The following is a 20429-nucleotide window of genomic DNA, read 5'->3' on the forward strand; positions in this document are numbered from 1 at the left end:
TCACCGTCGCCCCCTGCGCCAGCAGCGGCGGCGGTCCTCTGCGGCAGGTCGGCATGCCGCGAACAGCAGCAGCGCCAGCGTGGCTCCCATCCATACCAGCACCGGTCTGCCGTGCCCGGCGCCCACCACCACCAGCGCGGCCCCGGCAAGCAGGCCCGCCCCGGCGGCCACGATCCACGGACTCCGCCGGATCCTCGCCATCACGGTCACCTCCTTCTCCGGAGTACCCGGTGTCCCCTCGCCGTACTCCGCCGGACCGGTCCGGCGGATATCCGGAACCGGTGGCGGGTTTCCCTCCGTACGGCCGGGGTACTCGGTCGGCACGGCAAGAGTCCCACTGACCGCAACGGCCACCATGGAGCGGAACATGACCACACAGCAGCAGAATCGGGACCTGATCTCGGTCATCACCGAGGACCATCGCGCGGTGGAGAGGGTCTTCACCGAGCTGGAGAGCAGGTCCGGCAGTCCGCAGCACCGCCGCGACCTCGCCGATCACGTCATCGCCGAGCTGGTCCGGCACTCGGTGGCCGAGGAGCAGTACCTATACCCGGCCGCACGCAAGCACCTGCCGAACGGGGAGGAAATCGCCGAGCACGAGATCGCCGAGCACAGCGAGGCGGAGCGGACCATGAAGGAACTGGAGGACGTCCAGCCCACCGATCCCCGATTCGACCAGCTGCTGGGCCAGTTGATGAGCGATATCCGCCACCACGTGGAGGATGAGGAGAACGACCTGCTGCCCAAGCTGCAAGCCGCCTGTTCCGAGCAGGAACTGCGGGAACTCGGCGAGGAGGTCTTGCGCGCCAAGGAGATCGCACCCACCCGTCCACATCCGTCCGCACCGGACACTCCGCCGATGAACCGGATTCTCGACCCGGGTGCCGGGCTGATCGACAAGATCCGGGACGGGCTCAGCGGCCGCAGCGCGAACACCTGAGCCGCGGGCAGCCATGACCCGCCACCTCGACCGCGAGCGGGCCGGGCCGAGCGGGGCGCGACGGCAGCCCGACCCCGGCCTGCTCGCACGAGAACTGCACTTCCCGTTCCGGCTCGACGCCCGGCTGGCCGGGCTGCTCGGGCGGTTCCGCCCGCACCAGGAACGGCATGGGGTGTGGGTGGACGCGAAGGGTCTCACCGTCCGGTTCGGCCCGTGCACAGTGCACACCCCATTGAGCAACATCCTGGACGCCCGGGTCACCGGGCCGTACGCCGCGTGGCGGGTGCTGGGCGCCCGGCTGTCCCTCGCGGACCGCGGGCTGACCTTCGGCACCAATACGGCCATGGGGGTATGCGTCCACTTTCGGCAACCGGTACGCGGACTCGACCCGTTCGGACTGCTGCGTCACCCGGCACTCACGGTGACCGTCGCCGAGCCGCAACTGCTCGCCCGCTGGCTGCGCGCGAACGCGGCCGCCGCGGGCGACTGAGCCCGAGGTTTACCACGGCGCGAAACGGCAACTACACCGGTATGGGCGACAGCAACCGAGCGCTGCGGATACTGGCCTGGCATGTGCACGGGTCCTGGATGAACGCGTTCGTCCATGGCCGCCACGAGTATCTGCTCCCCCGGACCGAGGAGGGCGGACCGTGGGGCAGGGGACGCGCCGGGCGGCCGTGGCCGGACCGGGCGCGGGAGGTCCCCGCGGATCGCCTCACCGATACCGAGGTGGACGTGGTTCTGCTGCAACGCCCTGAGGAGCTGGAGCTCACCCAGCGGTGGCTCGGCCGGGAACCCGGGCGGGATGTGCCTGCCGTGTACGTCGAGCACAACACCCCGCGCGCGCACGCGGCCACCACCCGGCATCCGCTGGCCGAGCGCGCGGACATCCCGCTGGTGCACGTGACGCATTTCAACGAGCTGATGTGGGACAACGGCCGGTGCCCGACCAGGGTGATCCCGCACGGCATCCCGGACCCCGGGGCGCGGTACACCGGTGAGCTCCCCCGGGCCGCCTGCATGATCAACGAGCCGGTGCGCCGGTGGCGGGTCACCGGTGCCGACCTGTTGCCGGTGTTCGCCGAGGCGGCGCCGGTGGACGTGTACGGAATCGGCGTCGGCGACCTGGCCTCCCGGATGCCCGCGGCTCGTGGGCGCGTCCACGGGGTCGCCGACCTGGGACAGGCCGAGCTGCACCACGAGGTGGCCCGCCGCAGGGTGTACCTGCACACTGCCCGCTGGACCTCGCTCGGCCTGTCCTTGCTGGAGGCGATGCAACTGGGCATGCCGGTGGTCGCGGTGGCGGCCACCGAGGCGGTGACGGTGCCGCCCGAGGCGGGCGCGGTCGGCACCGACGTGGCGGCGCTGGCCTCGGCGACGCGCCACCTGATGCACGAGCCCGAGGCCGCCGCACGGGCAGGCAAGGCCGCACGGGAGTTCGCGCTTGCCCACCACGGGCTGGTGGACTTCCTGCGCGGCTGGGACGACCTCCTCGCGGAGGTGACGCGATGACGGTCGCAGGGAGGGAACCGATGCGAATCTCGATGGTCTCCGAGCACGCCAGCCCGCTCGCCGCACTCGGCGAGGTGGACGCAGGCGGGCAGAACCTCCACGTCGCCGAGCTTTCCGCTGCGCTGAGCGCGCGAGGACACCAGGTCACCGTCTACACCAGACGGGACGATCCGGGCCTTCCTGAGGAGGTCAGCTGCGCGGACGGGTACCGGGTGGTGCACGTTCCGGCCGGGCCGCCGGAGCGGATACCCAAGGACGAACTGCTGCCGTATATGGGCGAGTTCGCCGACTTCCTTCGTGCCCGGTGGACGCGGGAGCGGCCGGACCTGGCGCATGCGCATTTCTGGATGTCCGGGCTGGCGGCGACCCTGGCCGCGAGGGAACTCGACGTTCCGGTGGTGCAGACCTTCCACGCGCTCGGCGTGGTGAAGCAACGTCATCAGGGAGCGGCCGACACCAGCCCGCCGGAGCGGGTGAAACTGGAGCGGCTGATCGGCAGGCGCGCCGCCCGGGTGGCCGCGACCTGCACCGACGAGGTGTTCGAGATCGCCCGGATGGGCGTCCCACGGGCCCGCATCGGCGTGGTGCCCTGCGGGGTGGACCTGTCCCGTTTCGCTCCGGATGGGCCACGGGCGGCCAAGGGTGCAAGGCACCGGGTGGTCACGGTCGGCAGGCTGGTGCCGCGTAAGGGTTTTGACCTCGCCATCGAGGCACTGCGCAAGCTGCCGCAGACCGAACTGGTGATCGCGGGCGGCCCGCAGGGTGGCCGCCTCGCGCGGGACGGCGAGGCGCGGCGGCTGCGCGCGCTCGCCGAACGGCTCGGCGTCGGCGACCGGGTGCTGCTGCCCGGTCAGGTGCGGCGCGCCGATATGCCGGCGCTGCTGCGTTCGGCCGACGTCGTGGCCTGCACCCCGTGGTACGAGCCGTTCGGCATCGTGCCACTGGAGGCGATGGCCTGCGGCGTGCCGGTCGTGGCGGCCGCGGTGGGCGGCCTGCCCGACACCGTTGTGGACGGTGTCACCGGAACGCTGGTGCCGCCGCGCCAGCCGGACGCGCTGGCCGAGGCGATCCGGCACCTGCTGCGCAACCCGGTCACGGCCGACGGCTACGGAATCGCAGGCCGTGACCGCGCGCAGGCCCGCTACTCCTGGGACCGCATCGCCTACGACACGTTGCGCCTCTACCGCCGCGCCGTGCCCACCCCGGAACCGGCGGGCGCGACACGCAAGGCGGCCGAGTAACCGCCCACATCGTGTTTACCGGGAGCAGGGGTCAGTCGACATAGCGACGGGCCGTGGAGCGGCGCTGCGCGTCCTCCAGTAACACCAGGCCCTCCTCCACCCTTCGGGGTACGACCCGGCGTTCCCGCAGTACCCATGGCAGCCCGCGCAACGCTGCCAGCACGGCGGAGCAGGTGGCCCGGTCGGCGGGGGCGCCGGCCAGCACCGCGCGGGTGCGGCGGGCCGCGCTGCGCAGCGGGCGGCGCAACCAGAGGGTCCACAAGGTGTTCCGGATGCCGAGTGTCCTGCGGTGGCGGGAATCCCGCTGCTTCGACGGCGCGTGGTGGATCACGACGTCCTCGGCCCAGCACATCCACCAGCCCCGCGCGGCGAGGTCGAGGGAAAGCAGTTCCTCCTCGCCGCCCAGCCACAACCGCGGGGAGAACCCGCCCACCGCACGGAAGGCGGTGACGCGGAACATGCTGAGCCCGGCCAGCACCCCGAGCAGGGCGGGACCGGGCAGCCAGGCGGGCCGGGGCACCGGGGAGTGCCGCAGCTCCGGGGTGAGCGGGTCCTCGGCGAGGCCGGGTTCGACAAGGCAGCGTCCGGTCACCGCGCCGAGCCCGGGATGCGCGTCGAGCAGATCCGCCGCCCTGGCAAGGGAACCGGGCTGCCAGGTGGTGTCGTCATCACAGAAGGCGACGTACCGGGTCCGCACCCTGCGCACCGCGAGGTTACGCGCCACCGCACCGAGGTTGCGCTCGCTGCGGATCAGCTCGACCTCCGGGTACCGGCGCGCGACGGTGTCCGCGGTGCCGTCGCCGGAACCGTTGTCCACCAGGATGATCGGTGCGCCGTCCGGTTGCCGCGTCATCTCCCGCAGGGTGCGCAGCACCTCCCGCACGCGATTGTGCGTGATCATCACCACCGTCGCCCGGTCCACCGGCACTCACCCTTCCAGCACGCGTACCTTTCGTTCCACATCGGACGGCAGCGGGGACCGCCCGGCCAGCGCACGGGGCAGCCTGCGCAACGCCCCCGCGGCCGCCACCGGGTCCCGCAGCAGTCCTGCCGCGCTCCGGACGCAATACGCGGGCGGGCGCCGCAGCCAGGAGATCAGCGCGTGGTTGCGGCGTTCCAGCCGCGCGCGGCGCGCCGGTGCCATCCGCCTGGCCGCCGGATGGTGGTGTGCCCGCACCTCGGCGAGGTAGCACGACACCCACCCCGCCGCGGCGAGGTCGTAGGCGAGCAGGGTCTCCTCGGCACCGAAGTGCAGCAGCGGGCTGAACCCGCCCACCTCGTCGAAGGCGCTCCGGCGCACCACTGCCGAGCAGGCGAGGAAACCCAGCACCGAGGGCCCTGGCAGGCCGGGTTCGGTGCCCAGCGGGCTGCCGGCCAGCAGTTCATCCACCGGGTCCGGCCGCTCCCCCGGCCCGACCAGCGTGCGAGCGGCGACCAGCCCGATCCGCGGATGACGGTCCAGCGCGTCCGCGGCACGCGGCAACGCACCCGGCGCCCACCAGGAGTCATCATCGCTGAACGCCACGTAGGGAGTGTCCGCCGCGACGACGCCCACGTTCCGGGCGGCGGCCCCGGCGTTGTCCGGCAGCCGGAGCAGCCGGACCGCCGCCGGGTCCGGCCGGGTAGCCAGCACGTCCTCGGCGGTGTCGTCGGTGGAGGCGTTGTCCACCACGACGATCGGCGGGCGCGGGCGGAGGGCGAGCAGCCGCCGGAGGGTACGGGCCAGCTCGCCCGCGCGATCCCTGGTGGCGATCACCACGGTGGTGCGCGCGTCGCGGGACGGGGTCATGCGGCGTCCCGGTCCCCGACCCGTCGTACCAGCTCGGCCAGCAACCCCGGGGTGGGATGGCCATGGCGCCGCCGCTGCGCCGCCGCGCGTCCCTCCGCGGAAAGGCACCATCGCCAGAGCCGGTCGAACGCCCCTGGCAGGACGGCTTCCCCTGCGCCGACCACGGCTGGCCAGCCGAGCACGGAGGCCTGGGCCGTGACCTTTCCGCCGCCCGCAACCGGGTCCACGGCCAGCACCGGAACGCCCTGACCCAGCGCGAACACGAGGCCGTGCAGCCTGCTGGTGGCCAGCACGTCCACCCGGGACAGCACGGCGGCGAACTGGTCCGGGGTGGCGCAGCGCCGCCACTCGTGCCCGGACAACCGGGTGTCCAGCTCCAGTAACGCGCAGTCCTGCGCGGACAGCCAGCCGGTGAGCGCGGTGTGTACCTGGTCGTGCCGGCGCAAGTCCGCGAACTCGGGCTGCCGCGGGGCCAGCACGACCCCGGCTACCGGAACCGGCCGGACCGGCGCGGCCACGGACAGATCGGCACGGGCGCGAACGCCGTCGTCTCTTGCCAGCACCCGGTGGAAGCCGGTAACCGCCGGATCCTCCTGGTCGAGCACGGAAACGCCAACCGCAATGCGCAGGCAGCGGGCGTAACGCTCGTGCAGTTCCCGCAGCTGCCATCCATGCGCGGGCCCGCAGGCGAACACCAGATGGGTGTAGCGATCCGGGTCGAAACCGGCCAGCCCCGGTTCACCCGGCCGGAACCCGGGGCTCCACGCCAGATCGGCCGCGATGCCCGCGCCGGTGAGCGTGGCATGCACGCGGGTCATCCCGAGCACATCCCCCGCGGTCGCCTCGCCGTGCTCGAAGCTCGGCCAGCCGGTGACGAGTACACGCATGGCCGGTGGATACCACGGCGACGCGCGGACTAACCGGATACCGGGCGTTTCCGATCGCCGGCTGGGAAGGCCGAGCCGACGCGCTGGGTAGCGGCGTCCAGGGACTTCTCCGGGACTGGTTTAGCCGCCGCTGCGCAGGGTAGCGCTGTTACCGCAGGCGGAATCGACACGGAAGGGCCGACGGCGGCCCGGCCGACCGGAGGGAGGCAAGGTGCGCATTCTCGGAATCAACGCCGTCTTCCACGACCCGGCCGCCGCGCTGGTGGTGGACGGCCGGATCGTGGCGGCCGCGGAGGAGGAACGGTTCACCCGGCGCAAGCACGGCAAGCGCCCGGTCCCGTTCTCGGCCTGGGAGCTGCCGGAGCGGGCTGCGGCGTGGTGCATGGAGTCGGCCGGGATCCGGCCGTCCGAACTGGACGCCGTCGGGTACTCCTACGATCCGGCACTGGTCGACCACCAGCTCGGCGGCCTCGACCCGTCCTGGGAGGAACTGCGCACGACCTACGCCCGGCGGTCGCCCGGGTTCCTGCGCACCGCCCTGCCAGGACTCGATCCCGGTGTCGTCCACTTCGTCCCGCATCACGTCGCGCACGCCGCCTCGGCCGCGCTGGCCTCCCCGTTCGGCGACACCGCCGTGCTGACCGCTGACGGCCGTGGCGAGAGCACCTCGGCACTGGCAGGCGAGTACCGCGACGGCAAGCTGGAAGAGCTTGCCACGCAACGGCTTCCACACTCGCTCGGACTGATGTACGAGGAGGTCACCGAGCATCTCGGGTTCGCGCGGTCCAGCGACGAGTACAAGGTGATGGCACTGGCCTCCTATGGCAGGCCGCGCTTCCTTGCCCGGATCCGGGATCGGATACGCGCGACCGGCGACGGCGGTTTCCGCACCGACCGGATCGACTGGAACGAGCTGGTTGCAGCCCGGCCGCCCGGCGGGGAGTTCCGGCCGGAGCATGCCGATCTCGCCGCGAGCGTGCAGCAGCGGCTGGAGGAGGTGCTGCTGGAACTGGCCACGTGGCTGCACGCACGGACGGGACAGCGCGACCTCACACTGGCCGGCGGCATCGCGCTGAACTGCGTGGCGAACACCCGGCTGCACGCGGAAGGCCCGTTCGAGCGGATCTGGGTACAACCCGCGGCGGGTGACGCGGGCACCGCGCTGGGCGCCGCGCTGCAACTGGCGGCCGAGGCGGGCGAGCCCGCCGAACCGATGCCCGGCGCCGATCTCGGTCGGGAATGGACGGACGAGGAGCTGGAATCCTGGCTGCGCCAGGCGAACGTCGGTTACGAGCGCCCGGACGACATCGCGGCCACGGTGGCCGAGGCACTCGCCGCCGACCGGATCGTCGCCTGGTTCCATGGCCGGGCCGAGTTCGGGCCACGCGCACTCGGCCACCGGTCGCTGCTCGCGCATCCCGGGCACCCGGCGAACCTGGACCGGCTGAACGAGGTCAAGGGGCGCGAGCAGTTCCGCCCGGTCGCGCCCATGGTGCCGGCCGAGCGGGCGGGTGAGCTGTTCACCCGTGGCCCACTGCCCAGCCCGTACATGCTCTTCGTGCACGACGTGCGGCCCGAGTGGCGCGACCGCATCCCTGCGGTCACCCATGTCGACGGCACGGCCCGCATCCAGACCGTGGACGCGGCCGCCGAACCGTTGCTGGCCCGGCTGCTTGCCGAGTTCGACGCGCGCACCGGCCTGCCCGCGGTGGTCAACACCAGCCTCAACACCGCGGGCAGGCCGATGGTGGACGATCCGCGGGACGCGCTGGAGTGCTTCGGCTCGGCCCCGGTGGACCTGCTGGCGATCGGACCGTTCGTGGTGTGGCGCCGATGAGTGGCCACCGCGACTACGGCGACTACAGCATCGTCATCCCCACCGCAGGGCGGCCGAACCTGCGCGAGTTGCTGACCGCGCTGGACTCCGCCGCCGGACCCCCTCCCGCCGAGATCATCGTGGTGGACGACCGCCCCGGCGGGGCAGGTCTCGACCTGCCGGAGATCACCGTCCCGGTGCGGGCGCTGCGCTCCGGCGGGCGGGGCCCGGCCGCGGCCCGCAACACCGGCTGGCGTGCCGCGGGCACCGAGTGGGTCGCCTTCCTCGACGACGACGTCCGCGTGCCGGCGGACTGGCCCGCCCGGCTCGCCGCGGACCTGGCGGCCGCGGGAGCACGGACCGGCGCCTCGCAGGCACGCCTCACCGTGCCCGCCCCGCGGGACCGCAGGCCCACCGACGACGAGCGGCGCACCATGGGGCTGGCCGGTTCCTGGTGGATCACCGCGGACATGGCCTACCGGCGCGGCGCACTCGCCAGGGTCGGCGGCTTCGACGAACGCTTCCCGCGCGCCTACCGGGAGGACTCCGATCTCGCCCTGCGGGTGTGGGACGCCGGTTACCGCATCGACCTCGGCGAGCGGCAGGTCATCCACCCGATGAGCCAGGGCAGCCCGCTGGCCAGCGTCCGTGCCCAGGCCGGCAACGCCGACGATGCGCTGCTGCGCCGCAAGCACGGGCGCCGGTGGCGGCAGCGGACCGGCGCGGGCAGGGGGCGGCTGGGGCCACACATGCTGACCACGTCGGCGGCCGTGGCCGCTGCCGGGTTCGGGCTCGCCGGACGGTCGCGGCCCGCACTGGCCGCGGCGGCGCTCTGGGCCTGCGCGAGCACGGAGTTCGCCCTGCGCCGCATCCTGCCCGGCCCGCGTACCCGCGGCGAGGTGGCGCGGATGGCGCTGACCAGCGTGCTCATCCCACCCCTCGCCTGTGCGCACCGGCTGGCCGGCGAGGTACGCGCCCGCATGCTCCCGCCCGAACCACCCGCCGCGGTGCTGTTCGACCGGGACGACACGTTGATCGTGGATGTCCCGTACCTGGCCGACCCGGAGCGGGTACGCCCGGTCGCCGCCGCGGCGGCGGCCCTGCGGCCACTGCGCGCCACCGGTGTCCCGCTCGGCGTGGTGAGCAACCAGTCCGGCGTGGCCCGCGGCCTCATCGGGACCGACCAGCTGGCCGCGGTGAACGCCAGGGTCGAGCAGTTGCTCGGCCCGTTCGACACCTGGCAGGTGTGCACGCACGGCGAGGCCGAACGGTGCGAATGCCGCAAGCCCCGCCCCGGGCTCATCCGGCGTGCGGCCGCGGCGCTGGGCGTGGAGGTGCGCCGGTGCGTGGTCATCGGCGACACCGGCGCGGACATCACCGCGGCGCTGGCCGCCGGTGCCGCGGGCATCCTCGTGCCAACGCAGCGCACCCGCGGTGCGGAGACCCGGTGGGCACGGCGGAACGCCCTGGTGGCACGGGATCTGGCCCATGCCGTGCGGTTGGCGGGTGTGCGATGACGGCACGCGTACTGGTGGCCCGGCTGGACAACGCGGGAGATGTACTCCTCGCGGGGCCGTGCGTGCGGGCGGTCGCGGCACGGGCCGGGGCGGTCACGCTGCTGGTGGGCCCGCGTGGCCGCGCGGCGGCGGACCTGCTCCCCGGTGTGCACCAGGTGATCGAGTGGTGCGCGCCGTGGATCGACCCGGAACCGCCCGCGCTCACCGGGGAAGCGGTGGACTCGCTGGTGCGGCAGGTGAGTGCCGCCCGCCCGGACGCGGCCCTGATCCTGACCTCCTTCCACCAGTCCCCGCTGCCACTCGCGCTGCTGCTGCGGCTGGCCGGGGTGCCGTGGATCGGCGCGATCTCCCCGGACTACCCCGGTTCGCTGCTGGACCTGCGGCACCGGGTGGATGGCGACCCGCCCGAGCCGGAACGTGCGCTGTCCCTGGCAAGGGCGGCAGGCTTCCCGGCGCCAGGGGACGGCGGCAGGCTCGCCGTGCGGCGGCCGCTGCCCGAGACCGGCGACCTCACCGGCGAACCCGGCTACGTGGCCGTGCATCCCGGGGCGTCGGTGCCCGCGCGGCAGCCGTCGGCGAGCCGGTGGGCCGGACATGTGCGGGCGCTGGCCGCGGCCGGATACCGGGTGGTGGTGACCGGCGCCCCGGCGGAGCGGCGGCTGACCGCACAGGTCGCCATGGACAACGCCCGTGATCTGGGCGGTCGCACCGATCTTCCGGAACTGGCCGCGGTCCTGGACCGGGCGAGCGCCGTGGTGGCCCCGAACACCGGCCCGGCCCACCTGGCGGCCGCCGTCGGCACCCCGGTGGTCTCGCTGTTCGCGCCGGTGGTCCCGGCGGCGCGGTGGGCGCCCTACGGCGTGCCGACCGTACTGCTCGGGAACCAGGACGCCGCCTGCAGGGACTCCCGGGCACGGGACTGCCCGGTGCCGGGGCATCCCTGCCTCGAGTCGGTCACGCCGGGGCAGGTGCTCGCGGCGGTAGGACAGCTCAGCACAGGCGGGCACCGCAACCGCCGGACAGGAGGTGTGTCGTGATCGAACAACACTTCGTCGCGTTGTGTACGGCGCTCGACCACGCCCAGGCGGCGGCGCCCAGAATCCGCGCGTGGGGACGGCAGCTGGCCCGCGCGCTCAGTACCGAGGGCAGGCTGCTCACCTGTGGCAACGGCGGCAGCGCCGCCGAGGCCCAGCATCTGAGCGGGGAGCTGGTCGGCCGGTTCCTCAGCGACCGGCAGCCGCTGTCGGCGATCGCCCTGCATGCCGACACCTCGGCGGGCACCGCGATCGTCAACGACTACGGCGAGCACGAGCTGTTCGCCCGCCAGGTCCGCGCGCACGGCAGGCGGGGCGATGTGCTGATCGCGCTGTCCACCAGTGGCCGCAGCCAGAACGTGGTCGCGGCGGCCAAGACCGCGCGCGAGCTCGGCCTGACCACCTGGGCACTCACCGGGCCCGCGCCGAACCGGCTGGCCGCGGTGTGCGACGACGCGCTGGTGGTGGACGCGCCCAGCGTCGCGACGGTGCAGGAGGTGCACCTGGCGTTCGTGCACGCCCTGTGCGCGGCGCTGGACGAGTCACTGGGGGTGCCGACATGAGGCCGCTGGTGGTGCTCGGCGACACCTTCCTGGACGTGGACCTGGAGGGCAGCGCCGAGCGGCTGTGCCCGGAGGCACCGGTGCCGGTGCTGGAGGTGCACCAGACCTGGCAACGACCGGGTGGGGCGGGCCTGGCCGCGCTGCTGGCCGCCCGGTCGGCGACCAGGGTGGTGCTGGTGACCGCACTCGGGACGGACGCCGCGGGCACCCGGCTCGGCGAGTTGCTCCGCGGGGAGGTCGAGCTGCTACCGCTGCCGCTGGCGGGCGGCACGGTATGCAAGACCAGGGCGCGCGCGGCGGGCCAGTCGATGCTACGGCTGGACCACGGGCAGGGGCGGGCCGCCGAGCGGGCGCCGGTGCCCGGGCTCGAACTCGCCCTGCGCACGGCGGGTGCGGTGCTGGTGGCCGACTACGGGCGGGGCGTAGCGGCGCATCCGGAGATCCGGCGGCTGCTCACCGAGATCGCGCCAAGGACCCCGGTGGTGTGGGACCCGCATCCGCGCGGCTCCGCCCCGGTGCGGGGCGCGCGGCTGGCCACCCCGAACGAGTCCGAGGCCGCGGGATTCGCGCCCGCCGAGGCGGACCAGGCCAGGGCACTGCGCCACCGGTGGTCCTGCGCGGCCGTCGCGGTCACCCAGGGAGCCCGCGGTGCCCTGCTCGCCGGGCCGGGTGGCGGCGCCGCCCGGCGGGTGCCGGTGCCTGCCGACGCCACCGTGGCCGCTCCGGCGCGCACCGATACCTGCGGTGCTGGCGACCGGTTCGCCGCTGCGGCCGCCGCGGCCCTGCTCGAAGGGCAGAGTCTCAGCGAAGCCGTCGCCGCGGCGGTCGGCGCCGCGGCCCGGTTCGTCGGCGCGGGCGGCGCGGCCGCGCTCTCGGTGCGCGCCGACGGCGGACCGCACGGGACCGCACCCGCCGGGCAGGCTCCGCGCGGCGAGACCGCATTCGAGCTGGTGGACCGGGTTCGCCATGCCGGGGGCAGGGTGGTCGCCACCGGCGGCTGTTTCGACCTGCTGCACCCCGGGCATCTCGGCCTGCTCCGGCGGGCGCGGGCGCTGGGCGACGCGCTGGTGGTCTGCGTGAACTCCGACGACTCGGTGCGGCGGCTGAAGGGGCCCGGCAGGCCGATCGTGCCCGCGGCCGACCGGGCACGTCTGCTGGCCGAGCTGGAGTCGGTGGACGCGGTGGTGGTGTTCGACGAGCCATCCCCCGCCGCGCTGCTGGACCGCCTGCGCCCGGACTTCTGGGTCAAGGGCGGGGACTACACCGGCAGCGAGCTGCCCGAGGCGGCGGTGCTGCGCAGGCACGGCGGTGAGGTCGTGCTCGTGCCGCTGGTCGGCGGGTACTCCACCACCGGGCTGCTGGCCACGGCCGGCGAGCACGGCTGACGTTCGCGAAAGGAGCGCGATGAACCTCCCGAGGTATCCCGGCAATGTCTTGGTCACCGGCGGCGCCTCCGGCCTCGGTGCGGCCACGGTGGCGGCGGTGCGCGAGGCGGGCGGCCTGCCACTGGTGATCGACCGGGCCCCGCCAGCCGAGCCGGTGCGGCATGTGCTGGCCGACGTGTCCGAAACCGGTGCCGCCGAGGCGGCGGTCGGTGAGCTGGCCGAGCAGGCCGGCGGCCGGATCGACGCCGTGTTCACCGCTGCGGGCGTGGACGCCTGCGGCGCGCTGGACGCCGTACCGGCCAAGGACTGGGAACGGGTGGTGCAGGTCAACCTGCTCGGCACGGCGGCGGTGGTGCGGGCCGCGTTGCCGTTCCTGCGGCGATCCCGTGGCACCGTGGTGACCTGCGCCTCCACCCTGGGACTGCGGGCCGTCGGCGACGCGACGGCCTACTGCGCAGCCAAGCACGGGGTCGTCGGGTTCACCAGGGCGCTGGCCGCGGAGACGGCGGGCGAGGTCGGGGTGACCATGCTGGTCCCCGGCGGGATGGACACGCATTTCTTCGACGACCGGGAGGAGCAGTACCGGCCGCCCGCGGACGCCGAGCTGAACCAGCCGGGGCACGTCGCCAGGACGGTGCTGTTCGCGCTGGGCCAGCCGCCCGGCAGCGAGGTCAGGGAGCTGGTGGTGTGCTGCTCCAGGGAAGGGTCGTGGCCGTGAGCCGCGCGCCGGCCGTGCTCGCGCTGCGCGCACTGGGGCTTGGCGACCTGCTCGTGGTCGTGCCCGCGCTGCGGGGGCTGCGCGCGGCCTTCCCGGACGACCGGATCGTGCTCGCCGCTCCGGAGCAACTGCGGGAGGTGGCCGAGCTGGTCGAGGCCGTGGACGAGCTACTGCCAACGCCGGGGCTCGGCGCGCTGGACTGGCCGGGTGATCCGCCGCGGGTCGCGGTGAACCTGCACGGCAGCGGCCCGGAGAGCATCGCCGACCTGACCGCGGTCCGGCCGCAGTGGCTGATCAGCCACCGGAACTCCGCCTGCCCCGAGATCGAAGGCCCCGGCTGGGACGAGGAGGTGCACGAGGTGCGCCGGTGGTGCGGTCTGCTGGAGTGGCACGGGATTCCGGCCGATCCGGCCGACTTCCGGCTGCCGCCGCCACCGGGGCCGAGTCCGGCACCGGGCGCGATCGTCGTGCATCCCGGCGCGGCCTACCCCGCCCGCCGCTGGCCCGCCGAGCACTACGCGCGGGTGGCGGCGGAACTCGGGGCGGAGGGCCATCGGGTGGTGCTCACCGGCGGCGCCGCGGAACGCGACCTCGCCGCGGAGGTGGCCGCCTCGGCCGGGCTGGGCGAGGCGGCGGTGCTCGCCGGCCGCACCGGGCTGGCCGAGCTCGCCGCGCTGGTGGCCGGTGCCCGCCTGGTGGTGTGCGGGGACACCGGGGTCGGCCATCTCGCCACCGCCTTCGCGACCCCCTCGGTGCTGCTGTTCGGGCCGACCTCGCCTGCGCGCTGGGGCCCGCCGCCCGACGCGCACGAACACGTGGCGTTGTGGTCCGGCGATCAGGGCGATCCGTTCGCCGACCGGCCGGATCCCGGGCTGCTGCGGCTGACCGTTGCGGACGTGCTGGCCGGGGTGCGCAGGCTCGGCGTCGGGGCGGGGACGCCATGACCGGCGCACCCGCGGTCGGGGTGGTCGGCGCCGGTTACGTCGGGCTGACCACGGCCGCCTGCCTCGCCCACCTCGGGCACCGGGTGGTCTGCGTGGAAGCCGATGCGCGGAAGGCGCGGCGCCTGCGGGACGGCGAGGTGCCGATCAGCGAGCCCGGCCTGACCGAGCTGGTGCGCGCGGGCCTGGCCGCGGCGACCCTGTCCTTCACCACCGAGGTGCGGCGGCTTCGCCGCGCGGGCATCGTGTTCCTCTGCCTGCCGACGCCGATGGGTGCCGACGGGGACGCCGACCTGGGGGCGCTGGAGGCGGAGCTGGTCACGTTGTCCGGGGTGCTGGCCAGGGAGTGCGTGCTGGTCACCAAGTCGACCGTGCCGGTCGGCACCGCGCGGCGGGCGGCTCGCATGCTGGCCCGGCCGGACGTGCGGCTGGTGAGCAATCCGGAGTTTCTCCGCGAGGGACACGCCGTGCGGGATTTCCTGCGCCCCAGCCGGATCGTGATCGGTGCGGAGGACGCGGGCGCCGCCGAGCGGGTCGCCGCGCTGTACGCCGGGGTGGACGCCCCGGTACTGCGGACCGATCCGGCGAGTGCCGAACTGGCGAAGTACGCCAGCAACGCTTTCCTCGCGGTGAAACTGTCGTACATGAACGAGCTCGCCGAGCTGTGCGAGCGCCTCGGGGCGGATATCACCGAGGTCGGCAGGGTGATGGGACTCGACGCACGGATCGGAACCGCGTTCCTGGCCCCTGGCCCCGGCTGGGGCGGTTCCTGCCTGCCGAAGGACACCCGCGCGCTGCTGCGCTCGGCGCCGGAGTCGGGTGGCGCCCTGAGCGTGGTGCGGGCGGCGGTGCTGGCGAACGAGGCGCAGCGGGAACGGATCCTCGGCAAGGTGTGCCGGGCCGTCACCGGGCGTCCGGACGGGTCGCTCGCCGGACTCCGGATCGGCGTGCTCGGGCTCACCTTCAAGGCGGGCACCGACGACCTGCGGCACTCCCCCGCGCTGGCGATCGCCCATGGGCTGGCCGAACGGGGTGCCACGGTCACCGGCTATGACCCCGAGGTGGCGGCCACCGAGGCCGCGCGCCTCGCCCCGGTCCAGGTGGCCGACGACCCGTACCTGGTCGGCAAGGACGCCGCCGGGATCGTGCTGCTCACCGAGTGGCCCCAGTTCCGCGAACTGGACTGGGCCCGGCTGGCCGCGACCACCGAGCGGGCGCTCGTCGTGGACACCCGCAACCTGCTCGATACCGACCGGCTCGCCCGCGCCGGATTCGCGCAGGTACGGCTCGGCGGCAAGGCGCCGAGACCGGCAGACTGACCCGGTGGACGAGCGAGGGCTGGCGCCGGATGGAACGATCGCCCGCGAAGGCGCCCTGGACCGGGTACCGGCGGCGTTCGCTCCGGTCGTTGCCGCTGCCCGCGCTCGGATCACCGAGACCTTCGCCTGCGGACGACTGCACAGTGCCTACCTCTACGGCAGCATCCCGCGTGGCACCGCCATCCCCGGCCGCTCCGACTTCGACGCGCTGCTCGCCCTGCACGAGGAGCCCACCGAAGCCGACCGCGCCGACGCACGAAAGATCGAGGTAGCGCTCGACCGCGCGTTTGCCCAGATCGACGGCGCCGGTGTCGCGCTGTCCAGCGTCCGCGCTCTGCTCAGCGACCTCGAGCGGCACGACGGCGGCTTCTTCGTCGCCTGCCTGTGCACCCCGCTGCTCGGTGAAGACCTCGCCCGAGAGCTGCCCCGATATCGCCCCACCTCCCTGCTCGCCAGGGAAACGAACGGAGACCTCGGTCTTCTGCTCCCGCGCTGGCGTGCCCGTGCGGCGGAGGCCGGTACCGACGGCGAACGCAAGGCCCTCGGCCGTTCGGCGGGCCGCATCGTCCGCACCGGCTTCACCCTGGTCATGCCTCGCTGGGGTGGCTGGACCAGCGACCTCGACGAGTCCACCGAGCTCTTCGGCCACTACTACCCCGAGCGCCTCGGACACATGCGCATGGCCGCGCTCACCGGCCGCACCCCCACCCCCGAACCGGCGGTACTCGGCACGCTCCTCGACGAGCTCGGCCCCTGGCTCGCCGCCGAATACACGGCGGTGCACGGAGCGAAGACGCCCCGCCCCTGAGTGAGGTACGCCCCCGGCTTGGCTTGACCTGCCGGTGGTGCCAGGCTGGGCGCATGGCAGAACGGGAGGACCAGCAACAGGCCGCGTCCCTGCGGGGCACCCTGTCCCAGTTGCGGCTGCGCGAGCTGCTGCGCGAGGTGCAGGACAGCGTGGAGCAGCTGGTCGGCGCCCGCGACCAGATGGAAGGGTTGCTGGACGCCATGCTCGCCGTGTCCTCCGGCCTGGAGCTGGATGCGACCCTGCGCCGGATCGTGCATGCCGCGATCGAGCTGGTGGACTGCCGCTACGGGGCGCTGGGGGTGCTGGCCCCGGACGGGGAGGGGCTGGCCGAGTTCGTCTACGAGGGCATCGACGAGCACACCCGGCAGCAGATCGGGGACCTGCCCGAAGGGCACGGCCTGCTCGGCCTGCTCATCCAGCAGCCCAAACCGATCCGGCTGGACGAGATCTCCGACCATCCGGCCTCGGCCGGGTTCCCGGCACACCACCCGCCGATGCACAGCTTCCTCGGCGTCCCGGTGCGCGTGCGCGACCAGGTCTTCGGCAACCTCTACCTCACCGAAAAGAACGGCGGGCAGGCCTTCACCGAGGACGACGAGGTAGTGGTACAGGCGCTGGCCGCCGCGGCCGGGATCGCGGTGGAAAACGCCCGCCTGTACGAGGAGGCCCGGCTACGCCAGCAATGGCAGGAGGCCACCAGCGAGATCCGCGCCGAACTCCTCGCCGCCGCCCACACCACCGACGTCCTGCACCTCATCGCCAACCGCGCCCTCGCCCTCACCGCAGCCGACTACTCCTTCGTGGCGCTCCCGGAAGACCCCGAACAACCCGCCCCGAGGTGGCCGAACTCGTAGTGGCCGTCAGCGCCGGACCCGATGCCACCGACCTGGAGGGCACCCGCATCCCGGTCGGTGAATCCACCTCCGGCACCACCTTCCGCGACACCACACCCCGCCGCGTCACCGAACTGGCCCACCCACTCACCGAGGGCACCAACCTGGCGTTCGGCCCGGCACTGGTGCTACCCCTGCGCTCCTCAGCCGAATCGGTCTTCGGAGTACTGGTCGTCATCCGCAGACCGGGCGAACCCGCCTTCACCCCGGAGCAACTACCGCTGGCCGCCGCCTTCGCCGAACAGGCCGCACTCGCCCTGCAACTGGCCGACGACCAGCGCAGGCTGCACGAACTACAGGTACTCGGCGACCGCGACCGCATCGCCCGCGACCTGCACGACCACGTCATCCAACGCCTCTTCGCCCTCGGCCTCGGCCTGCAAAGCGCCCGCCAGCGCGTGCGCAACCCCGAACTGCAACAACGGCTCAGCACGCTGGTCGAGGACGCCCAGAGCATCATCGGCGAGATCCGCTCCGCCATCTTCGACCTGCACAACGACTCCGGCACCACCCAGCTGCGCAAACGGCTGCACGACACGATCGCCGAGCTCACCGCCGAAAGCGCCCTGCAGACCACCGTGCGCATGTCCGGCCCCCTCGGTGTCATCTCGGCCGGGCTGGGCGAGCACGCCGAGGCCGTGGTACGCGAGGCACTGGCCAACACCGTCCGGCACGCGCGGGCCGGCACGGTCACCGTCACCGTGTCCGTCGCCGACGACCTCGTCATCGACGTCACCGACGACGGCGTCGGCCTGCCGGACTCCGTCGCCCGTAGCGGGCTGCACAATCTGGCCGACCGTGCCCAGCAGGCGGGCGGGACGATGTCCCTCGCCGCCGGACCCGAGGGTGGTACCCGGCTCACCTGGAGCGCTCCGGTCAGCTGAGCCCGGCGGCGGCCGCGTCCGGCGGTCAGTCGGCAGGGTCCGGCCGCACGACCAGAACCGGGCACTCGGCGTGGTGCACCATGGCCTGGCTGGTGGAGCCGAGCACCAGGCCGGGCAGCCCGCCCCGCCCGCGGCATCCCACCACCAGCAACCGCGCCCGTGCGGACCATTCCAGCAGCTGGTGCCGGGGCCGGTCCCTTGCCACCACCCGGCGCACCTCCACCTCCGGGTACTTCTCCTGCCAGCCAGCCAGCCGCTCGGCCAGCGCCCGCTGCTCAGCCTCCTCCACCGACTCCCAGGTCGAGTAGAACCGCGCCGGGCTGAACACGGTGTCGTAGTCACCGTCCAGCCAGGCGTGCACCGCCACCAGCGGAGCACCCCGCCAGGATGCCTCCTCGAACGCGACCGCGACCGCCCGTTCGCTGACCGGGCTGCCGTCGATCCCCACCACCACGGGTCCCTCCGCGGGCACCTCCGCGCCGCCGTCCCGGCCACGCACGACCGCGACCGGGCAGTGCGCGTGCCCGGTCAGCGCCACCGCGGTGGAGCCCAGCCGCATCCCGGGGAACCCGCCCCCGCCCGAACCCCCCAGCACCAGCATCCGGGCCTGCTGGGAAAGCTCGAGCAACGAGGGGATCACCGGTTCCCGCAACAGCACCGGGTCCACCTCGATACCGGGACTCACCGCGGCGGCGGTCTCGGCCGCTTCGCGCAGAATCCGCTCGCTCTGCTGTTCCAGCGCCGCGAAGAACTCGCGCGGCAGCGCGAGGCCGCCGCCGTGGTAGCCCACGGACAGGGTCAGCGCATAGGCGGGCCGCAGCCGAGACCTTCGCTGCGCCGCCGTCTCCGCCGCCCAGCGCACCGCCTGGGTGGCCGCCGCCGATCCATCCACACCGACGACGATCCCGCCGCCGGACGTCACATCACTCATCTCCTGCTCGCCTTCTTCCGGGCATCTCGCCGCGCTGTTTCGTTGCCTGGACACTACGAAGCGCCGCCCCGGCCGTGCGCCGGTCCTCGGTCATCGGAAGGAGGGACTTTCGACCCTCAATCGATCATCCACAAAGGACAAATGAAGAGTGAGAGTGCGAACACTCCCAACCGGGAAGCGGAAAACCCCGATAACGTCGATGGAGTGATCAAGATGCGGCGGCGGTGAGGAGCGAGCGTGGTATTGCAGATGGTGTTCGAGCGGGAGGACCTGGCACGAGTGCGGCTGGAGTCGGCCCCCGACCCGATGTGGGAGCTGCTGCTGGGGCTGTACCGCTGGCAGGCAGGCGCCTGCCCGGCCGCCTACGGTTCCTGGCGGGCCGAGGTCGCGGACCTGCTGACCACCCAGGAGCGGGCACGGTGGGCCGTGGCCAGGCTGTGCCAGTTGCTACCCGGTGCGAACGCCCCGGACTTCCTGACCCCTTCGGTTCCGGTCACCGAACTGGGCACAGGCTGCGAACTGCTGGCGCGGACCCCGAGTCGCCAGCTGCGCAGGGACCTGCTCGCCACCTTCCCCGGAGGTACCGCACCGGGGTGGCTGCGCAAGCTGGCCGCGGGGCACCGGGAGGACCGCGCCGAGCTGATCACCACGGTCCGCCAGGGATACGCGACGCTGGTGGCACCCCGCTGGTCCGCGGTGCGCGGCGTGGTCGGTGCCGAGCACGCCGCCAGGGCCCGGCTGCTCACCGGCCAGGGGGTGGGGGCCTTGCTCGGCGACATTCCCGGCGTGCTGCGCTGGGACGGGCGAGTGCTGGAGACCCGGTATCCGGAGGACCGCACGGTGTATCTCGGGGGCCGGGGGCTACGGCTGCTGCCCTCCTACTTCTGCTGGGGCAATCCGGTGACCTGGCTGGACCCCGAGCTGCCCCCGGCGCTGGTCTACCAGGCACAGCAAGCGCATCCGGCCGGGCGGCTACCGGACCGCTCGGACCGGCTGGTGGCACTGCTGGGCCGGACCCGCGCCCGCTGCCTCGCGCTGCTTACCGCCTCCCGCACCACCAGTGAACTCGCCCGGCAGGCAGGCATCACCGTGGGATCCGCCAGCAAGCACGCCGGGGTGCTCCGGGAAGCGGGCCTGGTCAGCAGCACCCGGCACGGCCCGACGGTGCTGCATCACGCCACCCCGCTTGGCATCGACCTGCTGAGCGGGCCGGGGCAGCACGGCACGGGGGCAACCGGGCAACCGTGAACC

At 73.7% G+C, this 20429-nt stretch carries 21 protein-coding genes; 16 read left to right on the plus strand and 5 right to left on the minus strand.

Annotation, left to right across the window (positions count from 1 at the left end; genetic code table 11):
• Positions 1–357, minus strand: coding sequence for a hypothetical protein (locus KOI47_RS23430; protein WP_216207386.1), 357 nt, complete (start codon positions 355–357; stop codon positions 1–3).
• A 10-nt stretch (positions 358–367) separates the two neighbouring features.
• On the opposite strand from KOI47_RS23430, the gene KOI47_RS23435 reads away from it, so the two are divergent.
• From KOI47_RS23435 to KOI47_RS23450, 4 genes are read left to right on the plus strand one after another with little or no spacing between them, the layout of a single operon-like run.
• Entirely contained in the window at positions 368–940 is a 573-nt protein-coding gene (locus KOI47_RS23435; protein ID WP_216207389.1) for a hemerythrin domain-containing protein, read from the plus strand.
• A 13-nt stretch (positions 941–953) separates the two neighbouring features.
• Positions 954–1430: a hypothetical protein gene (locus tag KOI47_RS23440; RefSeq protein ID WP_216207392.1), complete on the plus strand. Its 477-nt coding sequence runs from the start codon at positions 954–956 to the stop codon at positions 1428–1430.
• Between the two features lie 41 nt (positions 1431–1471).
• Positions 1472–2452, plus strand: coding sequence for a glycosyltransferase (locus KOI47_RS23445; RefSeq protein WP_232376194.1), 981 nt, complete (start codon positions 1472–1474; stop codon positions 2450–2452).
• 20 nt (positions 2453–2472) lie between these two features.
• A complete protein-coding gene (locus tag KOI47_RS23450; RefSeq protein ID WP_216217494.1) occupies positions 2473–3693 on the plus strand; it encodes a glycosyltransferase in 1221 nt (406 codons plus the stop codon).
• Positions 3694–3724: 31 nt separating this feature from the next.
• Here KOI47_RS23450 and KOI47_RS23455 read toward each other — a convergent pair whose 3' ends face one another.
• Genes KOI47_RS23455 through KOI47_RS23465 form a run of 3 tightly spaced genes read right to left on the minus strand, consistent with a single transcriptional unit; the run spans position 3725 to position 6369 of the window.
• On the minus strand, positions 3725–4615 hold the full coding sequence (locus KOI47_RS23455; protein ID WP_216207394.1) for a glycosyltransferase family 2 protein: 891 nt from the start codon (positions 4613–4615) through the stop codon (positions 3725–3727).
• 6 nt (positions 4616–4621) lie between these two features.
• Positions 4622–5482: a glycosyltransferase gene (locus tag KOI47_RS23460; protein ID WP_216207397.1), complete on the minus strand. Its 861-nt coding sequence runs from the start codon at positions 5480–5482 to the stop codon at positions 4622–4624.
• Entirely contained in the window at positions 5479–6369 is an 891-nt protein-coding gene (locus tag KOI47_RS23465) for a polysaccharide pyruvyl transferase family protein (RefSeq protein WP_216207399.1), read from the minus strand. The genes KOI47_RS23460 and KOI47_RS23465 overlap by 4 nt, the downstream gene beginning before the upstream one ends.
• Before the next feature lie 211 nt (positions 6370–6580).
• On the opposite strand from KOI47_RS23465, the gene KOI47_RS23470 reads away from it, so the two are divergent.
• From KOI47_RS23470 to KOI47_RS36520, 11 genes are read left to right on the plus strand one after another with little or no spacing between them, the layout of a single operon-like run.
• Positions 6581–8206, plus strand: a complete 1626-nt coding sequence (locus KOI47_RS23470; RefSeq protein ID WP_216207402.1) for a carbamoyltransferase family protein — start codon at positions 6581–6583, stop codon at positions 8204–8206.
• On the plus strand, positions 8203–9702 hold the full coding sequence (locus KOI47_RS23475; protein WP_216207404.1) for an HAD-IIIA family hydrolase: 1500 nt from the start codon (positions 8203–8205) through the stop codon (positions 9700–9702). Before KOI47_RS23470 ends, KOI47_RS23475 begins: the two co-directional genes overlap by 4 nt.
• The gene (locus KOI47_RS23480; protein WP_216207407.1) at positions 9699–10739 is read left to right on the plus strand and encodes a glycosyltransferase family 9 protein; all 1041 of its coding nucleotides are present in this window, start codon (positions 9699–9701) and stop codon (positions 10737–10739) included. The genes KOI47_RS23475 and KOI47_RS23480 overlap by 4 nt, the downstream gene beginning before the upstream one ends.
• A complete protein-coding gene (locus KOI47_RS23485; protein WP_216207409.1) occupies positions 10736–11299 on the plus strand; it encodes a D-sedoheptulose-7-phosphate isomerase in 564 nt (187 codons plus the stop codon). The genes KOI47_RS23480 and KOI47_RS23485 overlap by 4 nt, the downstream gene beginning before the upstream one ends.
• Complete coding sequence (locus KOI47_RS23490; RefSeq protein WP_216207412.1) at positions 11296–12684, plus strand: PfkB family carbohydrate kinase; 1389 nt, start codon at positions 11296–11298, stop codon at positions 12682–12684. Before KOI47_RS23485 ends, KOI47_RS23490 begins: the two co-directional genes overlap by 4 nt.
• A 19-nt stretch (positions 12685–12703) precedes the next feature.
• Positions 12704–13402, plus strand: coding sequence for an SDR family oxidoreductase (locus tag KOI47_RS23495; RefSeq protein WP_216207414.1), 699 nt, complete (start codon positions 12704–12706; stop codon positions 13400–13402).
• The gene (locus KOI47_RS23500) at positions 13399–14346 is read left to right on the plus strand and encodes a glycosyltransferase family 9 protein (protein WP_408629842.1); all 948 of its coding nucleotides are present in this window, start codon (positions 13399–13401) and stop codon (positions 14344–14346) included. The genes KOI47_RS23495 and KOI47_RS23500 overlap by 4 nt, the downstream gene beginning before the upstream one ends.
• Positions 14343–15662: a UDP-glucose dehydrogenase family protein gene (locus tag KOI47_RS23505; protein ID WP_216207420.1), complete on the plus strand. Its 1320-nt coding sequence runs from the start codon at positions 14343–14345 to the stop codon at positions 15660–15662. Before KOI47_RS23500 ends, KOI47_RS23505 begins: the two co-directional genes overlap by 4 nt.
• Before the next feature lie 4 nt (positions 15663–15666).
• A complete protein-coding gene (locus tag KOI47_RS23510; protein ID WP_216207423.1) occupies positions 15667–16470 on the plus strand; it encodes a nucleotidyltransferase family protein in 804 nt (267 codons plus the stop codon).
• 53 nt (positions 16471–16523) lie between these two features.
• Entirely contained in the window at positions 16524–17324 is an 801-nt protein-coding gene (locus KOI47_RS36515) for a GAF domain-containing protein (protein WP_408629843.1), read from the plus strand.
• Positions 17309–18247: a sensor histidine kinase gene (locus KOI47_RS36520; RefSeq protein ID WP_408629844.1), complete on the plus strand. Its 939-nt coding sequence runs from the start codon at positions 17309–17311 to the stop codon at positions 18245–18247. The genes KOI47_RS36515 and KOI47_RS36520 overlap by 16 nt, the downstream gene beginning before the upstream one ends.
• Before the next feature lie 25 nt (positions 18248–18272).
• On the opposite strand, the gene KOI47_RS23520 is transcribed toward KOI47_RS36520, so the two are convergent.
• Complete coding sequence (locus KOI47_RS23520) at positions 18273–19178, minus strand: universal stress protein (protein ID WP_216207426.1); 906 nt, start codon at positions 19176–19178, stop codon at positions 18273–18275.
• 237 nt (positions 19179–19415) lie between these two features.
• Here KOI47_RS23520 and KOI47_RS23525 point away from each other — a divergent pair, with 237 nt between their 5' ends.
• Entirely contained in the window at positions 19416–20426 is a 1011-nt protein-coding gene (locus KOI47_RS23525; protein ID WP_216207429.1) for an ArsR/SmtB family transcription factor, read from the plus strand.
• Positions 20427–20429 lie beyond the last annotated feature (3 nt).

The sequence above is a fragment of the Amycolatopsis aidingensis genome (assembly GCF_018885265.1).
Lineage (GTDB): Bacteria > Actinomycetota > Actinomycetes > Mycobacteriales > Pseudonocardiaceae > Amycolatopsis > Amycolatopsis aidingensis.